Below are 14,688 nucleotides of genomic sequence, written 5' to 3' on the forward strand. Positions count from 1 at the left end.
AAAGCAGAAACTTAATGTCGTAATTTATAGCGTTATATAAAATTATAACGTAAATTATCAGCCAAAGTAAAGTAAATATCTAAATTGGCAGTCTTAAGACGTTAAAAAGTGTGAAATTGTTTACAACATTGAACTCTTTAATAAAAACCTTCGAAATTTGTTGTTTGGTCTGGAGTCGGGGCCTTCAACGGTTTTGCTCCTGTTGTTTCAGGGGGGACCACGGCCCTTACAAAAATCGTTGTCAGGAGTTCTAAGATTAATATGGGCAAGGCTCCTCGCACACCAGGAAAGACAAGTATGGGAAAAAGAAGAAACACTGAGGGGGAATAGGCTTTATTTTGAAAATCACCCCAGACAGCTAGGGCGAGGATCAGGGGAATCTCTCGTGTTTCGGGGGTTATTCCCCCTTCTTCTTGGCCAGCCGGGGGGGGTTGGTCCGGAGAGGTTTGGCCGGAAGGTGGTTGATTAGAAGAGGGTTGATTAGCAGAAGACTGGGATTTGCTGCCTGCCATGGAAGCTAAGAAATTCTGTAAGTCACTTAAAGACATGCTGACGGTTTGTTCTGGTGAGAAGACGAGACGTTTATTGCTGGGGGGCAGATTATAGTCCCAAAACCTGTTGAAAATAAACAATATGATTTGACTGATGATTATAATTAATACGGAAGTAAATACTTTTCCCGCTAAGAGTGGCTGTAAGAAAAAGAACGTGGGGCTTCCGTCTACAGAACTAACTGGATCGAAAATGGAAATTCCAAAATTAAGGGGTTCTTTGGAAAGTTTAAATTCTGACCCAGGAATGATACAATTAGGCGAATAAGAATTTTTTTCCATATAAGTAAAGCCCACCTCCTACTTCTAAAATATGGGTAAAACTTGTGAATTGTACCTTGACTTTGATTATCGTCAGGTAATTCTTATAGCAGTGAGGCCGCCTGGGTGACATACAAGTTAGCTAATTGGGAGAACCCTAGACAAAATGGCTCAAGTGATGGTAATGTACTTATGCCGGATGGCCTTTAAAATAATCGTTATTAAGGATGTGAACTGTTCTTGGCAGGTAAGCAATATAATGCGGATTCCATTCAAGTCTTAGAAGGGTTAGAGGCAGTGCGCAAACGGCCCGGCATGTATATTGGCTCAACAGGTAGCAAAGGTCTCCATCATCTGGCTTATGAAATCATTGACAACGCCATAGATGAGGCAGGGGCAGGCTTTTGCGACCAGATTTCCGTTACAATTAATCCCGATGGTTCAATCACCATTGAGGATAACGGGCGGGGAATACCCGTAGATATACATGCCGGCAAACAAATCAGTGCCGTGCGTTTAGCCTTTGAAACCTTACACGCCGGGGGAAAATTCAGCGGAGAAGTTTATAAAACCTCGGGGGGACTCCATGGCGTGGGAGCCAGTGTTGTTAACGCCCTGTGTGTTTATTTAACCGTTGAAATAAAACGGAACGGCAAGCTATACCGTGTTGAGTACGTGGAAGGAGGACGGCTCAAGTCCGACTTGGCGGTTGTCAAGAAAAGTATTAAGGGAACAGGAACCAGCGTTACCTTTAAGCCGGATCCCTTAATCTTTAAAGAAACCACGGTTTTTAAATATGACACTTTAAGAAGCCGGCTGATGGAACTATCTTATTTGAACAGCGGCCTAACCATCATCCTGACCGACAACCGGGGGGAAACAAAAACCGAGACCTTTGCTTCGAAAAACGGGATTATCGGTTTTGTTGAGCATATAAATCGAGAATCGGGATTTTCAACAGTACATAAAAAACCCATCTATTTTAAAGGTGAAAAAGATGATGTCCTCCTGGAATGTGCGATTCAATACAATGACGGGGATGACGAATCTCTCCACTCTTATGTCAACAATATTCCCACGGATGAGGGCGGGACTCATGAGTCGGGCTTCAGAACTGCCTTAACCAAGGCTTTTAATAATTACGGACGCAAAAACAACTTATTTAAGAAAGATGAAAATCTCATCGGCGATGATTTAAAAGACGGTTTAACCTGCGTGTTATCCCTGAAAATCAGAGATCCCCAATTTGAAGGTCAGACGAAAACCAAACTTTCCAATATGGAAGTTGAGGGTATCGTTCAGTCCCTGACCAATGAAGGTATTAGTCAATTCTTTGAGAAAAGTCCCGCCATTGCTAAAGAGGTGATTAGCCGGACCTTGTCAACCTGCCTGTTAAGGCTTGCGGCCAAGAAAGCCAAGGAATTGAAAAAGAAAGCCCGGGATGCGGAAGTTAAAGCCTTGAGCGGCAAACTTGCTGCTTGCAGCGGGAAGGACAAGTCCCGCAATGAATTATTCTTAGTTGAAGGAGACAGCGCAGGGGGTTCGGCCAAAATGGGCAGGGACCGCAGGTTTCAGGCTATTCTGCCTTTGCGGGGTAAGGTAATTAATACGTACCGGGCCAAAATCGATAAGGTTTTAGAAAATGAGGAAATCAGGAGTATTATTTCCGCCGTTGGTTCGGGAATTGGCAAGGAATTTGATTTAGAAAAAGGCAACTATGCCCGGGTCTGTATTATGACGGATGCGGATATCGACGGGGCCCACATTCGCTGTTTGCTCTTAACCTTTTTCTATAGATATATGAAGCCTTTGATTTTGAACGGCAGGGTTTTTATAGCCCAATCTCCTTTATATAAAATCGAGAAAGAACGGGGCAAAATTGTGCGCTATGCCTTTGATGACAATGAGTTGAAAAAAGAACTCAAAGAACTGGGCAGGACAGCCAAGATTTCCCGCTATAAAGGACTGGGTGAAATGAACCCGGATCAGCTTTGGGAAACAACCTTAAATCCCGTGCACAGGCGCATGATTCAGGTGACCATCGACGATGCCCTGGAAGCTGAACGCAAGCTGAGGATTCTCATGAGTGAGCAAGTAGAGCCCAGGCGTGAATTTATGATGGAAAATATTGTATTTACCGATGCAGATATGTAGATTAGGGGAGGACAGACCCAATGAGTATGACAGAGGATAATATTATCCAGCGACCCCTTGAGGAAGTTTTGCCCGAGTCTTTTTTAGGCTATTCCAAGCATGTTATCTTACAGCGTGCTGTTCCGGATGTCCGGGATGGGCTTAAGCCGGTTCACCGCAGAATTTTATATTCCATGGACGAAATCGGCATGTATACGGACAAACCCTACAGTAAGTCAGCCAGGTTAGTGGGGGATTGCATGGGGAAATACCATCCCCATGGGGATTCTTCAATCTATGAAGCAGCCGTGCGCATGGCTCAGCCATGGGCAACACGCTATCCCATGGTGGATGGACAGGGAAACTTTGGCTCAATCGACGGGGATAATGCTGCGGCCATGCGCTACACAGAAATGAGAATGACCCACTTATCCCAGCTAATGACCCAAGACATTGAGAAAAATACCGTTCTATTTAAAGAAAACTATGACCAGCGCCTTAAGGAGCCAGTGGTCCTGCCCAGCCCCTTTCCCAACCTTTTGGTCAACGGGGGCTCAGGGATTGCCGTTGGCATGATGTCCAATATTCCTCCTCATAATTTGCGGGAAGTGATTGCCGGTGTAATCCAGCAAATTGACGACCCGGAGGTTTCCCTTGAAGAGCTTATGGAGAAAGTGAGTGGTCCGGATTTCCCCACGGGAGGCTTAATTATTGGCAGTGAAGGGATTACCAGTGCCTATAAAACCGGCCGGGGTAAAGTAACTATGCGGGGCAAAGCCGCTATTGAACCGGGGAAGAACGGCAAAAGCCAAATCTTGATTACCGAGATTCCTTACCAGGTCAACAAATCAACCTTAGCGGCTAAAATAGGAAGCCTGTCAGATTCAGGGAAAATTGAAGGAATCAGTGATGTCAGAGATGAGTCAGACAGGGAAGGCATACGCTTGGTTGTGGAATGCCGGAAAGATGCTGACCCTTTGCTGGTCCTGCGCCTGCTTTACAAACACACCCAGCTGGAGGATACTTTTGGAATTATTAATTTAGTGATTACGGCCAATGGTACTCCCAAAGTCCTGGGGCTAAAAGAGATTAATGCCGCCTTTATTGAGCATCGCCGAATTGTTGTGACGAAGCGGACGGAATTCGATTTAGAAAAAGCCCGCCTTAGGGCTCACATACTGGAAGGTTTGGTTATTGCTATTAATAATCTGGATGAAGTGATTGCCCTGATTCGAGGCAGCAAGAATCCTTCCCTGGCCAAGGCTGCGCTGATGACCCGCTTCGAATTGTCTGAGATCCAAGCCCAGGCTATTTTGGATATGAAATTGCAAAACTTAACGAATTTTGAATTAGACAGCATTAAAGCCGACCATGCCGAGGTATTAAAGCTGATTGCCCATTATGAAAGTATCCTGGCCGATGTGAACAAGGTCTACGAAATTATTAAAAAAGAACTTAAAGAAATTGGGGATAAGTTCGGGGATGACCGTCGTACCTTGATTTTGCCTGAAGAAATGAGAGAGCAGGTTGATTTGAGCTCCCTGGAAGAGCCGGAAAGCCCTATTCAGGTCCTGCTTACAGCACAGGGCTTTATTAAACGGACGGATCTGCCAACCCGGGGCAGGAAAGATGCCGGACTTGTTTGCTCTTTCAAGGATGGGGATACCTTGGATTTGCGGCTGAACTGCAGTAATCGGGATACTCTCTACTTCTTCAGCCGGTCCGGAAAGTTTTACACCATTAAGGCGAAAACCGTCCTGGAAGGTAAAAACAAGGATAAAGGCGGCCCCCTAACAAATCTTTTCCCTTTGTCTCCTGAAGACAAGGTAGTATCCATTTTGCCGCTAAGAGATAATTCTGAGGATTTATGCTTTGTTTTTGTCACCAAAGAAGGGCAGGTTATGCGCAGTCCTGTGAGTGATTTTGCCCATGCCCGCTCTTCAGAAGCCATGGGACTTAAAGGTGATGACACTGTGGTTAAAGTTTTTCTCAGTGACGGTGAGGGAGAGCTGTTTCTGGCAGCTCAGAATGGTCAGGGAATTCGATTCGCCGAGGCAGAGATTAATCCTATGGGCAGAAAATCCCGAGGTGTGAAGGGGATGACCTTAGGTAACGGAGATGGGATTGCCGATGCCTTGCTGATAGCCAAGGAAGAGGAAAGTTCCAGAGATTTAGTGATGGTTACCCAGCGAGGATTCCTAAAAAGGACATCATTAGACGACTACAGACCTCAAGGCCGTGCCGGCAAAGGAATTGCTATGGGTAAAGTTGATCTCATTGGTACGGGGTATGTCGTAGGAATTGCTGCTGTTCAAGAGGATGATAGCTTAAATATCATTCAAGAAAACGGCACCGCTACGAAGGTAGAAATCAAGGATGTAAAAACAGAACTTCGAACCAAAGCCGGCAGCCAATGGGTCCCTGTTTTATTAAACGATTATGTGGTTAGGATTGTATAATCTGTTATCCCTATGTCACTTAGATCATTTTGAATAATGATTTAAGTGACATACCATAATATTAGAAAGGAGCACAAATGTAGGAGGTAAGAACTTGGATATATCTGAGGTTATTGTTAACGGCTCAATTTATGATGAGGAATATCATTTTAACAATTACGCCTTAACCTTGGTGTTTAAAGAAAGTACTCAGACTGAGAAAACGGTAAGGGCTAACCTGCGTTACTATCCTGGAAGAAATCAATGGGACCTGAATCCGATCTACTTCGAGTATACGGAGAATGAAAAAGAGGATATGATCCAGCAGATAATCAACAATGAATACTTCAAAGCTGCTTTCGAACAAGATGAGAAATATTTGCAGCAGTGAAGGCATGGAACCTCTTTATCAGCATAATTTATTAAGAAATTATCTTCTAAAAATCCGTTAAAAAATCTGTTGACAGGAAATAATGAAAATGGTATTATTACTGAGCGCCACAAAATGGCGAAATGATTTGCAAGAGGGAATTGTTCTCGAATTGTAAATCAAAAAAATAGTGTTGACAACGGAAGTTGGAAATGCTACGACATAATTCCGGCCCAAACGGGCGATGGTCTTTGAAAACTAAACAACAAGGACAGCCAATGAGAGAACTCGCAAGAGTTCGAAATAAATCATGAGTCAATCATCTTCTTTAAAAAGAAGTTTGAAATAACTTTTTTTGGAGAGTTTGATCCTGGCTCAGGACGAACGCTGGCGGCGTGCCTAACACATGCAAGTCGAACGGAGAATTGAATAAGCTTGCTTAGACAATTCTTAGTGGCGGACGGGTGAGTAACGCGTGGGTAACCTGCCCATAAAGCCGGGACAACCCTTGGAAACGAGGGCTAATACCGGATAATCTTAGATTCTGGCATCAGGATTTAAGGAAAGATGGCCTCTGAACATGCTATCGATTATGGATGGACCCGCGTCTGATTAGCTAGTTGGTGGGGTAAAGGCCTACCAAGGCGACGATCAGTAGCCGGCCTGAGAGGGTGAACGGCCACACTGGGACTGAGACACGGCCCAGACTCCTACGGGAGGCAGCAGTGGGGAATCTTCCGCAATGGACGAAAGTCTGACGGAGCAACGCCGCGTGTATGATGAAGGTCTTCGGATTGTAAAGTACTGTCATTGGGGAAGAACGGTCTTTTTGAAAATATTGAGGAGACATGACGGTACCCAAGGAGGAAGCCCCGGCTAACTACGTGCCAGCAGCCGCGGTAATACGTAGGGGGCGAGCGTTGTCCGGAATTATTGGGCGTAAAGGGCGCGTAGGCGGATGCTTAAGTCCGGTGTGAAAGATCAGGGCTCAACCCTGAGAGTGCATCGGAAACTGGGTATCTTGAGGACAGGAGAGGAAAGTGGAATTCCACGTGTAGCGGTGAAATGCGTAGATATGTGGAGGAACACCAGTGGCGAAGGCGACTTTCTGGACTGTAACTGACGCTGAGGCGCGAAAGCGTGGGGAGCAAACAGGATTAGATACCCTGGTAGTCCACGCCGTAAACGATGAGTGCTAGGTGTAGAGGGTATCGACCCCTTCTGTGCCGCAGTTAACACAATAAGCACTCCGCCTGGGGAGTACGGCCGCAAGGTTGAAACTCAAAGGAATTGACGGGGGCCCGCACAAGCGGTGGAGCATGTGGTTTAATTCGACGCAACGCGAAGAACCTTACCAGGGCTTGACATCCACAGAACTCCGTGGAAACATGGAGGTGCCCTTCGGGGAGCTGTGAGACAGGTGGTGCATGGTTGTCGTCAGCTCGTGTCGTGAGATGTTGGGTTAAGTCCCGCAACGAGCGCAACCCCTGTATTTAGTTGCTAACGAGTAAGGTCGAGCACTCTAGATAGACTGCCGGTGACAAACCGGAGGAAGGTGGGGATGACGTCAAATCATCATGCCCCTTATGTCCTGGGCTACACACGTGCTACAATGGCCGGTACAGACGGAAGCGAAGCCGCGAGGTGAAGCCAATCCGAGAAAGCCGGTCTCAGTTCGGATTGCAGGCTGCAACTCGCCTGCATGAAGTCGGAATCGCTAGTAATCGCAGGTCAGCATACTGCGGTGAATACGTTCCCGGGCCTTGTACACACCGCCCGTCACACCACGAAAGTCTGCAACACCCGAAGCCGGTGGGGTAACCCGCAAGGGAGCTAGCCGTCGAAGGTGGGGCCGATGATTGGGGTGAAGTCGTAACAAGGTAGCCGTATCGGAAGGTGCGGCTGGATCACCTCCTTTCTAAGGAGAACGGTTTAGAGCTTCGGCTTTAAACGAACATCCTATTGGTCGGTGCTTTTGGTTAGGGAAGCTGAAAGGCAGAGCTGCCAAAAGATCAATAACGAGTCGTAAGACTCAAGCCGAGGGATCGGCAACTCATTGGATTGAAGCTGTTGTTTAGTTTTGAGAGACCAGGAAATCCAAATTGATTACTGGAAACTCACAAATTCATGAAATTCGAATATAGTAGTAAGGAATTTTAGATCCGACTATTAAATTCGAATGACTGTAAGGGCCTGTAGCTCAGTTGGTCAGAGCGCACGACTGATAATCGTGAGGTCGATGGTTCAAATCCATCTAGGCCCACCATAAATGGGGGTATAGCTCAGCTGGGAGAGCACCTGCCTTGCAAGCAGGGGGTCAGCGGTTCGATCCCGCTTACCTCCACCAATTTGTTTATGGGTCAATGCAATGTTCTTTGAAAACTGCATAGAGAAAAGCAAATGCGAGTAAAGTCGAGAATTCACAATGAAGAGTCTGGTAACACAGACCATTCAAATAAACCTAAAGTAGCAAATATAGGTCAAGCTACTAAGGGCGTACGGTGGATGCCTAGGCGCTAAGAGTCGAAGAAGGGCGCGGTTAACAGCGAAATGCCACGGGGAATCGTAAGCAGGTATTGATCCGTGGATACCCGAATGGGGCAACCCAACCGGAGTCATGTCCGGTTATCTGTAGCTGAATACATAGGCTTCAGAAGACAACCCGGGGAACTGAAACATCTAAGTACCCGGAGGAAAAGAAAGAATCATCGATTCCCTAAGTAGCGGCGAGCGAACGGGGAAGAGCCCAAACCAGTCCCCTTGGGGGCTGGGGTTGTAGGACCCTCTTTTAAGAATGGATTTCTAGTCGAACAGATCTGGAAAGGTCGAGCAAAGAAGGTAACACTCCTGTAGACGAAAGGAAAACATTCTGTGAGGGAATCCTGAGTACCGCGGGACACGTGAAACCCCGTGGGAAGCAGGGAGGACCACCTCCCAAGGCTAAATACTACTTAGCGACCGATAGCGAACCAGTACCGTGAGGGAAAGGTGAAAAGCACCTCGGAAGAGGAGTGAAAAAGAACCTGAAACCGTGCGCTTACAAGCAGTCACAGCACGTAAGGTGTAGTGGCGTGCCTTTTGTAGAATGAACCGGCGAGTTACGGTATGTAGCGAGGTTAAGACGGGAAGTCGGAGCCGAAGCGAAAGCGAGTCTGAAAAGGGCGAAGAGTTACATGCTGTAGACCCGAAACCGTGTGATCTACCCATGGCCAGGGTGAAGGTGGGGTAAAACCCACTGGAGGCCCGAACTCACTGTCGTTGAAAAGGCAGGGGATGAGCTGTGGGTAGGGGTGAAATGCCAATCGAACACGGAGATAGCTGGTTCTCCCCGAAATAGCTTTAGGGCTAGCCTCAATTGATGAATGACGGCGGTAGAGCACTGAATAGGCTAGGGGCCTTACCAGGTTACCGAACCTTATCAAACTCCGAATGCCGTTATGTTTAGATTGGGAGTCAGACTGTGGGTGATAAGATTCATAGTCAAAAGGGAAACAGCCCAGACCATCAGCTAAGGTCCCCAAGTATACACTAAGTGGGAAAGGATGTGGAATTGCTCAGACAACCAGGATGTTGGCTCAGAAGCAGCCACCATTTAAAGAGTGCGTAATAGCTCACTGGTCGAGTGGTTCTGCGCCGAAAATGTAACGGGGCTCAAGTGTATCACCGAAGCTATGGCTTGCGCTTCATGCGCAGGGGTAGGGGAGCGTTCTATCAGCAGAGAAGTCAAACTGGAAGGTTTGGTGGAGTGGATAGAAGTGAGAATGCCGGTATGAGTATGCGAAAAGGAAGGTGAGAATCCTTCCCGCCGAAAATCTAAGGATTCCTGGGGAAGGCTCGTCCGCCCAGGGTAAGTCGGGACCTAAGCCGAGGCCGAAAGGCGTAGGTGATGGACAACTGGTTGAAATTCCAGTACCACCTAGAAATGTTTGAGCAATGGGGTGACACAGAAGGATAGGTTAAGCCAGCCGTTGGTCGAGCTGGCCCAAGCGAGTAGGATGTAGGGCAGGCAAATCCGCCCTGCGAGAATCTGAGACGTGATGGGGAGCGAACATAAGTAGCGAAGTAACCAACTCCAAGCTGTCAAGAAAAGCCTCTAGTGAGTGACTAGGTGCCCGTACCGTAAACCGACACAGGTAGATGGGGTGAGAAACCTAAGGCGCGCGAGAAAACCCTCGTTAAGGAACTCGGCAAAATGGCCCCGTAACTTCGGGAGAAGGGGCGCTCTTAGCAATAAGAGCCGCAGAGAAAAGGTCCAGGCGACTGTTTAACAAAAACACAGGTCCCTGCTAATCCGAAAGGAGATGTATAGGGGCTGACACCTGCCCGGTGCTGGAAGGTTAAGAGGAGAGGTTAGGGGTAACCCGAAGCTTTGAATTGAAGCCCCAGTAAACGGCGGCCGTAACTATAACGGTCCTAAGGTAGCGAAATTCCTTGTCAGGTAAGTTCTGACCCGCACGAAAGGTGTAACGATCTGGACACTGTCTCAACGAGGGACTCGGCGAAATTGTAATACCCGTGAAGATGCGGGTTACCTGCGACAGGACAGAAAGACCCCATGGAGCTTTACTGCAGCTTGACATTGGATTTTGGTATAAAATGTACAGGATAGGTGGGAGACTAAGAAGCTAGGGCGCCAGCCTTGGTGGAGTCGACGGTGGGATACCACTCTTTTTGTACTGAAATTCTAACCTGGGCCCCTGAATCGGGGTTAGGGACAGTATCAGGTGGGCAGTTTGACTGGGGCGGTCGCCTCCTAAAGAGTAACGGAGGCGCCCAAAGGTTCCCTCAGCGCGGTTGGAAATCGCGCGCAGAGTGTAAAGGCAAAAGGGAGCTTGACTGCGAGACCAACAAGTCGAGCAGGGACGAAAGTCGGGCTTAGTGATCCGGTGGTACCGAGTGGAAGGGCCATCGCTCAACGGATAAAAGCTACCCTGGGGATAACAGGCTTATCTCCCCCAAGAGTCCATATCGACGGGGAGGTTTGGCACCTCGATGTCGGCTCATCGCATCCTGGGGCTGTAGTAGGTCCCAAGGGTTGGGCTGTTCGCCCATTAAAGCGGTACGTGAGCTGGGTTCAGAACGTCGTGAGACAGTTCGGTCCCTATCCGTCGCAGGCGCAGGAAATTTGAGAGGATCTGTCCCTAGTACGAGAGGACCGGGATGGACGAATCCCTGGTGTACCAGTTGTTTCGCCAGAGGCACAGCTGGGTAGCTATATTCGGATCGGATAAGCGCTGAAAGCATCTAAGCGCGAAACCGGCCTCAAGATGAGATTTCCCACGAGCAATAAGCTCGGTAAGACCCCTGAAGGAAGATCAGGTAGATAGGCCAGGTGTGGAAGCGCGGTGACGTGTGGAGCTGACTGGTACTAATCGGTCGAGGGCTTGACCTAAGAGTTGCGAAAAAGGTTTGAGTGGTTCAGGTTCAAAGATAATACTTGCAAAAGCGAAGATCTATGCAGTTTTGAGAGAATAGCGATCCATCCAAAGGAAAGCGAAGATCTCAGACATCTGGTGATAATGCCGGAGGGGTTCCACCCGTTCCCATACCGAACACGGAAGTTAAGACCTTCAGGGCCGATGATACTTGGGGCATAGCCCCTGGGAAAGCAGGACGTTGCCAGGTAACAAGCGAGAGACTATCTCTAACGAGGTAGTCTCTCTGTGTTTTATAATACTGAAAGTGCGTGAATTTGGGGAGTCGGGGTTTTACTGAGTACCCTAGTAGAAAATTCGGCTATTTGGGGGCTTACTAATCTAGATTAGTAAGCCCCCAAATAGCCGGATTTTTTAATCAGCTCTAGAAACACCCCAAAACTATTTTAAAAACTATCCCTTATTCTTTTAACCTATATCTTATTTCTTATTTCTAAAAGCTTTCTAATAACAAATGCAATGAACTTAATTATTATTACCAGAGTAAATATAAATAAGATAAAAACTATATAATGATTATGTTTTTTCGCTAATAAAGTAAAGCTTTGAGCAAGAATAACATACACACACCAAAATATTGTTCCTAAAATCATTGTCCAGAGAAAAGATTTCATCATAATCACCTAAGACCATTATACATAGATCGAAGGGGTAAAAACACCCCTCGATCGCCCTAAACATGAACTTTGTAGACACCGCTGTGTCCCCTAATATTCATCATTAATGGAAAACTCTTCTTCATTGGCTAAGGTCAGAATCTCAAAAAAAACCTCAAAGACGTTGCCGGAAAAAGCGAGGGCTTGTACCAAGAATCTTACGCGCGTAAGATTCTTGGTACAAGCCCCTATTTCATTGTTGAATCTTATACACGAAAGTATAAACCTTTGATTTTTAGATAGCTGATTTAAGCCCGGGAGGCAGCAAACAAAGGAGAGACTATTTCTGACAATTTTCATATTATCCTGGATGCGAATTCGTCATTGTTCTTTCTTTAATGACAGTATAACTAAAATTTATGCCCCATCAAACTAATATGTATTTGTTATTTTCAGAAATTTGTATTAAAATAGTTTCATAAACAGTAAATTTTGATAAATCATAATTAAAATTCTTGGATAAATTTTAGTTATAATTTTGATTTTGTAGTTTTTTTTAAACTCATTAGGGAAAAAAATCACAACAAAATAATATGTCATTATAAGGAGGTAGATGTCGTATGTTAACACAAAAGCGCGAATTTAGAAGCTCCACTTTTCAAAAGAGACTTAAGTTTAAAGTGGGAGACCGAATTGAAACCTTTAATCATTGCCGGGGAACGGTAGTTAGACTTGATCGTGATGAAAATGGTGACTTTGTTGTAGCACGTTTAGATCTTGTGCCTCACGAGTTTGCCTATGATCCTGATGATTTAAGAGTAATTTAATAAATACCTAACCGTTGATAAAATATCTGTAAGTTCTCCTTGACAATTATGAGAGAGCTTACAGATATTTAACGTTTAACGGGAAGTAAAGTATACTTTTCGATTATGATAAAAACTAACAAGCTGGCCAAAGATACTGCGATTGAATAATATTGATTCCATCCGTCCTGCAAAACGAGGATATTCAATTTCAACATTAAATAATCTCCGGCAGGAACCATGATCAATGGGACAGTTTTCCAATACCATTTATCAAGAACCCCTACGAAAAAAACGACAATGAAGGCTTCAATCAACTGATAAACAAAAATAAACATTGTGCTGGACAGGTATCGATCAGAGACCCAATGCACATTGAAATATTGTTTTTCTAAAAGTAAAAGAATTGGAATTGGGTAGTTAAAGTCCTATGAGCGGCCACCATAAAAAGGCCGTCCCAATCATGACTATGGCAGAAGAGAAGGTCAGCCACAGCCCTGCCCGCAGCATTTCTTTTGAGGTATAGATGCCCGTTGTATAGGTTACTACACTGGGCAGGGTTTGAATGATAAGCAGAAATCCAAATAAGGTGGCCAGGTTGATGGTTATGGCCACTAAGAGAGGATTTAAATCGAGTTTCAAAGCAATTTGCAGCATGACGGGTATTAAGGTTAATACTACGGCAGGAATATTTGTAACAATCAAGTGGTAAAAATGAGTAAGTAAAATGAGCAAAGCAACGATCAGAAGAGGATGGGATAACCCCGCCTCCAATCCCGGAAAGGACAGCAATTTCCCTGCCAGGTAAGCCGAGGCTCCGGAGGTATTTAAGGCAGAAGCCATGGACAAACTTCCGCCTATCATAATAATCGTACCCCATTCAATCTCTTTTAATTTATCCCAATTTACGAATCCAATACCCGGCAGGCCCATGAGCACCGTAGCCAGAATTGCCGGTACTGCAGTCGGAAGCTGATGAAATGATTCCGTCATCCAAAGGCAGACGGTTACTGCCAGGATTATGAGACATTTATTTTCTGAGGTGGACAAGGGGCCTAATTCTTTGAGTTCCCGGCGCAGGGGATCAATATCTAATTTTTTAGCTTCAGGAGGAAACAACTTCGGAAGAATCAGCCAGGTAATAGGGATCATGAATAACCACACGGGCCAAGTGATTTTTAACCAAGTGAAATAGTAGATATTTTCTCCTAAAATATTTCTCAATAAATCCGCTGTTAAGACATTGGCCAGAGAGGCAGGCAAAATACCCACACCACTAATACTTGCACCAAAAGTAAGCCCAAGGATTAACAGCTTAGCTGTATTGGACTGCGGAGAGAGTTTCATGGAACGAATGACAGCCAGAACTGCAGGCAGGAGGAGAGTAGTCCTTACGGCTGTACCGGGGATAAAGAAACTCAATAATTGGGGAGCTAATAATACTCCCAGTAAAATGCTCTGGACACTGCCTCCGAAGCGGATCAAAGAATAGTTGGCAAAACGTTTGCCAAGGTTAGTGCTGTTCACTCCTTGGGACATCATAAAGCCCGCCATGATCAGGAATGTTGACCCGTTAGAAAAGCCAATTAAGGCCGTATCCAGGGGGGCTGCATTAAGAATGGGTAAAGCTGCAATGACCAGGAGTGAAGTAAGGGCCAGGGGGATTGGTTCCAGCACCCATAAACAGACCGAGGCAGCGGTTATGCCAATAGTAGCCCGCAGTGACCAGGCCAGGTCCGTGGGAAGCGCAAAAATAATGACAATAAAGATTGCGCAAGGGACTAATATCTCCATATACACTCTTGTTTTAGTCCTGTCCTGTCTGTTTGTCATAAGCCAATACCTTCTAACCAACAGAAAATTCAAAATATAAAGTATATTCTACCACTTATTACTGGCCTTTAGCTATTTTGATCATATTGTTTTCCTAAGGTTTTGACTAAATAATATGAATACTTTAAGCTCGGATTAAAGGGATGTTAAAAGTTTTGTCGAAATAAATGTCATAGATTTATTTTCGAGAAAAAGCAATGCCGGATTAAAGAAGGACTTTGCCATTTTTTGACGAAAATACTCCTTTTAGTTTTTATAGATTATA

8 protein-coding genes, 2 tRNA genes and 3 rRNA genes are annotated in these 14,688 nt (G+C 45.6%); 9 read left to right on the forward strand and 4 right to left on the reverse strand.

The genetic code is table 11. The features are described 5' to 3' along the window. Positions 1 to 137: 137 nt before the first annotated feature. Entirely contained in the window at positions 138 to 833 is a 696-nt protein-coding gene (locus DESOR_RS09235; protein ID WP_014184335.1) for a hypothetical protein, read from the reverse strand. 219 nt (positions 834 to 1,052) lie between these two features. On the opposite strand from DESOR_RS09235, the gene DESOR_RS09240 reads away from it, so the two are divergent. The 8 genes from DESOR_RS09240 to rrf all read left to right on the forward strand — a co-directional run bounded on the left by DESOR_RS09240 (position 1,053) and on the right by rrf (position 11,378). Next, the gene (locus DESOR_RS09240; protein ID WP_014184336.1) at positions 1,053 to 2,966 is read left to right on the forward strand and encodes a DNA gyrase/topoisomerase IV subunit B; all 1,914 of its coding nucleotides are present in this window, start codon (positions 1,053 to 1,055) and stop codon (positions 2,964 to 2,966) included. Between the two features lie 20 nt (positions 2,967 to 2,986). Then, the gene (gene gyrA, locus DESOR_RS09245) at positions 2,987 to 5,404 is read left to right on the forward strand and encodes a DNA gyrase subunit A (protein ID WP_014184337.1); all 2,418 of its coding nucleotides are present in this window, start codon (positions 2,987 to 2,989) and stop codon (positions 5,402 to 5,404) included. 94 nt (positions 5,405 to 5,498) lie between these two features. Beyond that, positions 5,499 to 5,774: a hypothetical protein gene (locus DESOR_RS09250; protein ID WP_014184338.1), complete on the forward strand. Its 276-nt coding sequence runs from the start codon at positions 5,499 to 5,501 to the stop codon at positions 5,772 to 5,774. A 331-nt stretch (positions 5,775 to 6,105) separates the two neighbouring features. Beyond that, positions 6,106 to 7,671, forward strand: a 16S ribosomal RNA gene (locus tag DESOR_RS09255). A 271-nt stretch (positions 7,672 to 7,942) separates the two neighbouring features. Continuing rightward, positions 7,943 to 8,019 (forward strand) — tRNA-Ile (locus DESOR_RS09260). 5 nt (positions 8,020 to 8,024) lie between these two features. Further along, positions 8,025 to 8,100 (forward strand) — tRNA-Ala (locus DESOR_RS09265). A 131-nt stretch (positions 8,101 to 8,231) separates the two neighbouring features. Then, positions 8,232 to 11,145 (forward strand): 23S ribosomal RNA (locus DESOR_RS09270). A gap of 117 nt (positions 11,146 to 11,262) precedes the next feature. Beyond that, positions 11,263 to 11,378 (forward strand): 5S ribosomal RNA (gene rrf, locus DESOR_RS09275). The 16S, 23S and 5S rRNA genes sit together here with 2 tRNA genes alongside, the layout of an rRNA operon. A gap of 517 nt (positions 11,379 to 11,895) precedes the next feature. Here the strand turns inward: rrf and DESOR_RS29310 are convergent. Beyond that, positions 11,896 to 12,144, reverse strand: coding sequence for a hypothetical protein (locus DESOR_RS29310; protein ID WP_014184339.1), 249 nt, complete (start codon positions 12,142 to 12,144; stop codon positions 11,896 to 11,898). A gap of 260 nt (positions 12,145 to 12,404) precedes the next feature. Here DESOR_RS29310 and DESOR_RS09285 point away from each other — a divergent pair, with 260 nt between their 5' ends. Further along, a complete protein-coding gene (locus tag DESOR_RS09285; RefSeq protein ID WP_014184340.1) occupies positions 12,405 to 12,611 on the forward strand; it encodes a hypothetical protein in 207 nt (68 codons plus the stop codon). Positions 12,612 to 12,679: 68 nt separating this feature from the next. Here the strand turns inward: DESOR_RS09285 and DESOR_RS09290 are convergent, their stop codons facing one another. Together DESOR_RS09290 and DESOR_RS09295 are read right to left on the reverse strand one after the other, a co-directional pair. Continuing rightward, the gene (locus DESOR_RS09290; RefSeq protein ID WP_052304283.1) at positions 12,680 to 12,928 is read right to left on the reverse strand and encodes a hypothetical protein; all 249 of its coding nucleotides are present in this window, start codon (positions 12,926 to 12,928) and stop codon (positions 12,680 to 12,682) included. Positions 12,929 to 13,010: 82 nt separating this feature from the next. After that, the gene (locus DESOR_RS09295; RefSeq protein WP_014184341.1) at positions 13,011 to 14,423 is read right to left on the reverse strand and encodes an SLC13 family permease; all 1,413 of its coding nucleotides are present in this window, start codon (positions 14,421 to 14,423) and stop codon (positions 13,011 to 13,013) included. Positions 14,424 to 14,688: the final 265 nt, after the last annotated feature.

This window comes from Desulfosporosinus orientis DSM 765 (genome assembly GCF_000235605.1).
GTDB classification, from domain to species: Bacteria; Bacillota; Desulfitobacteriia; order Desulfitobacteriales; family Desulfitobacteriaceae; genus Desulfosporosinus; species Desulfosporosinus orientis.

Excerpts from the sequence above, each read along its gene's own strand:
- DESOR_RS09235 (WP_014184335.1), bottom strand. The coding sequence starts at position 833 with ATGGAAAAAAATTCTTATTCGCCTAATTGTATCATTCCTGGGTCAGAA.
- gyrA (WP_014184337.1), top strand. The coding sequence starts at position 2,987 with ATGAGTATGACAGAGGATAATATTATCCAGCGACCCCTTGAGGAAGTT.
- DESOR_RS29310 (WP_014184339.1), bottom strand. The coding sequence starts at position 12,144 with ATGAAAATTGTCAGAAATAGTCTCTCCTTTGTTTGCTGCCTCCCGGGC.
- DESOR_RS09285 (WP_014184340.1), top strand. The coding sequence starts at position 12,405 with ATGTTAACACAAAAGCGCGAATTTAGAAGCTCCACTTTTCAAAAGAGA.
- DESOR_RS09290 (WP_052304283.1), bottom strand. The coding sequence starts at position 12,928 with ATGTTTATTTTTGTTTATCAGTTGATTGAAGCCTTCATTGTCGTTTTT.
- DESOR_RS09295 (WP_014184341.1), bottom strand. The coding sequence starts at position 14,423 with ATGACAAACAGACAGGACAGGACTAAAACAAGAGTGTATATGGAGATA.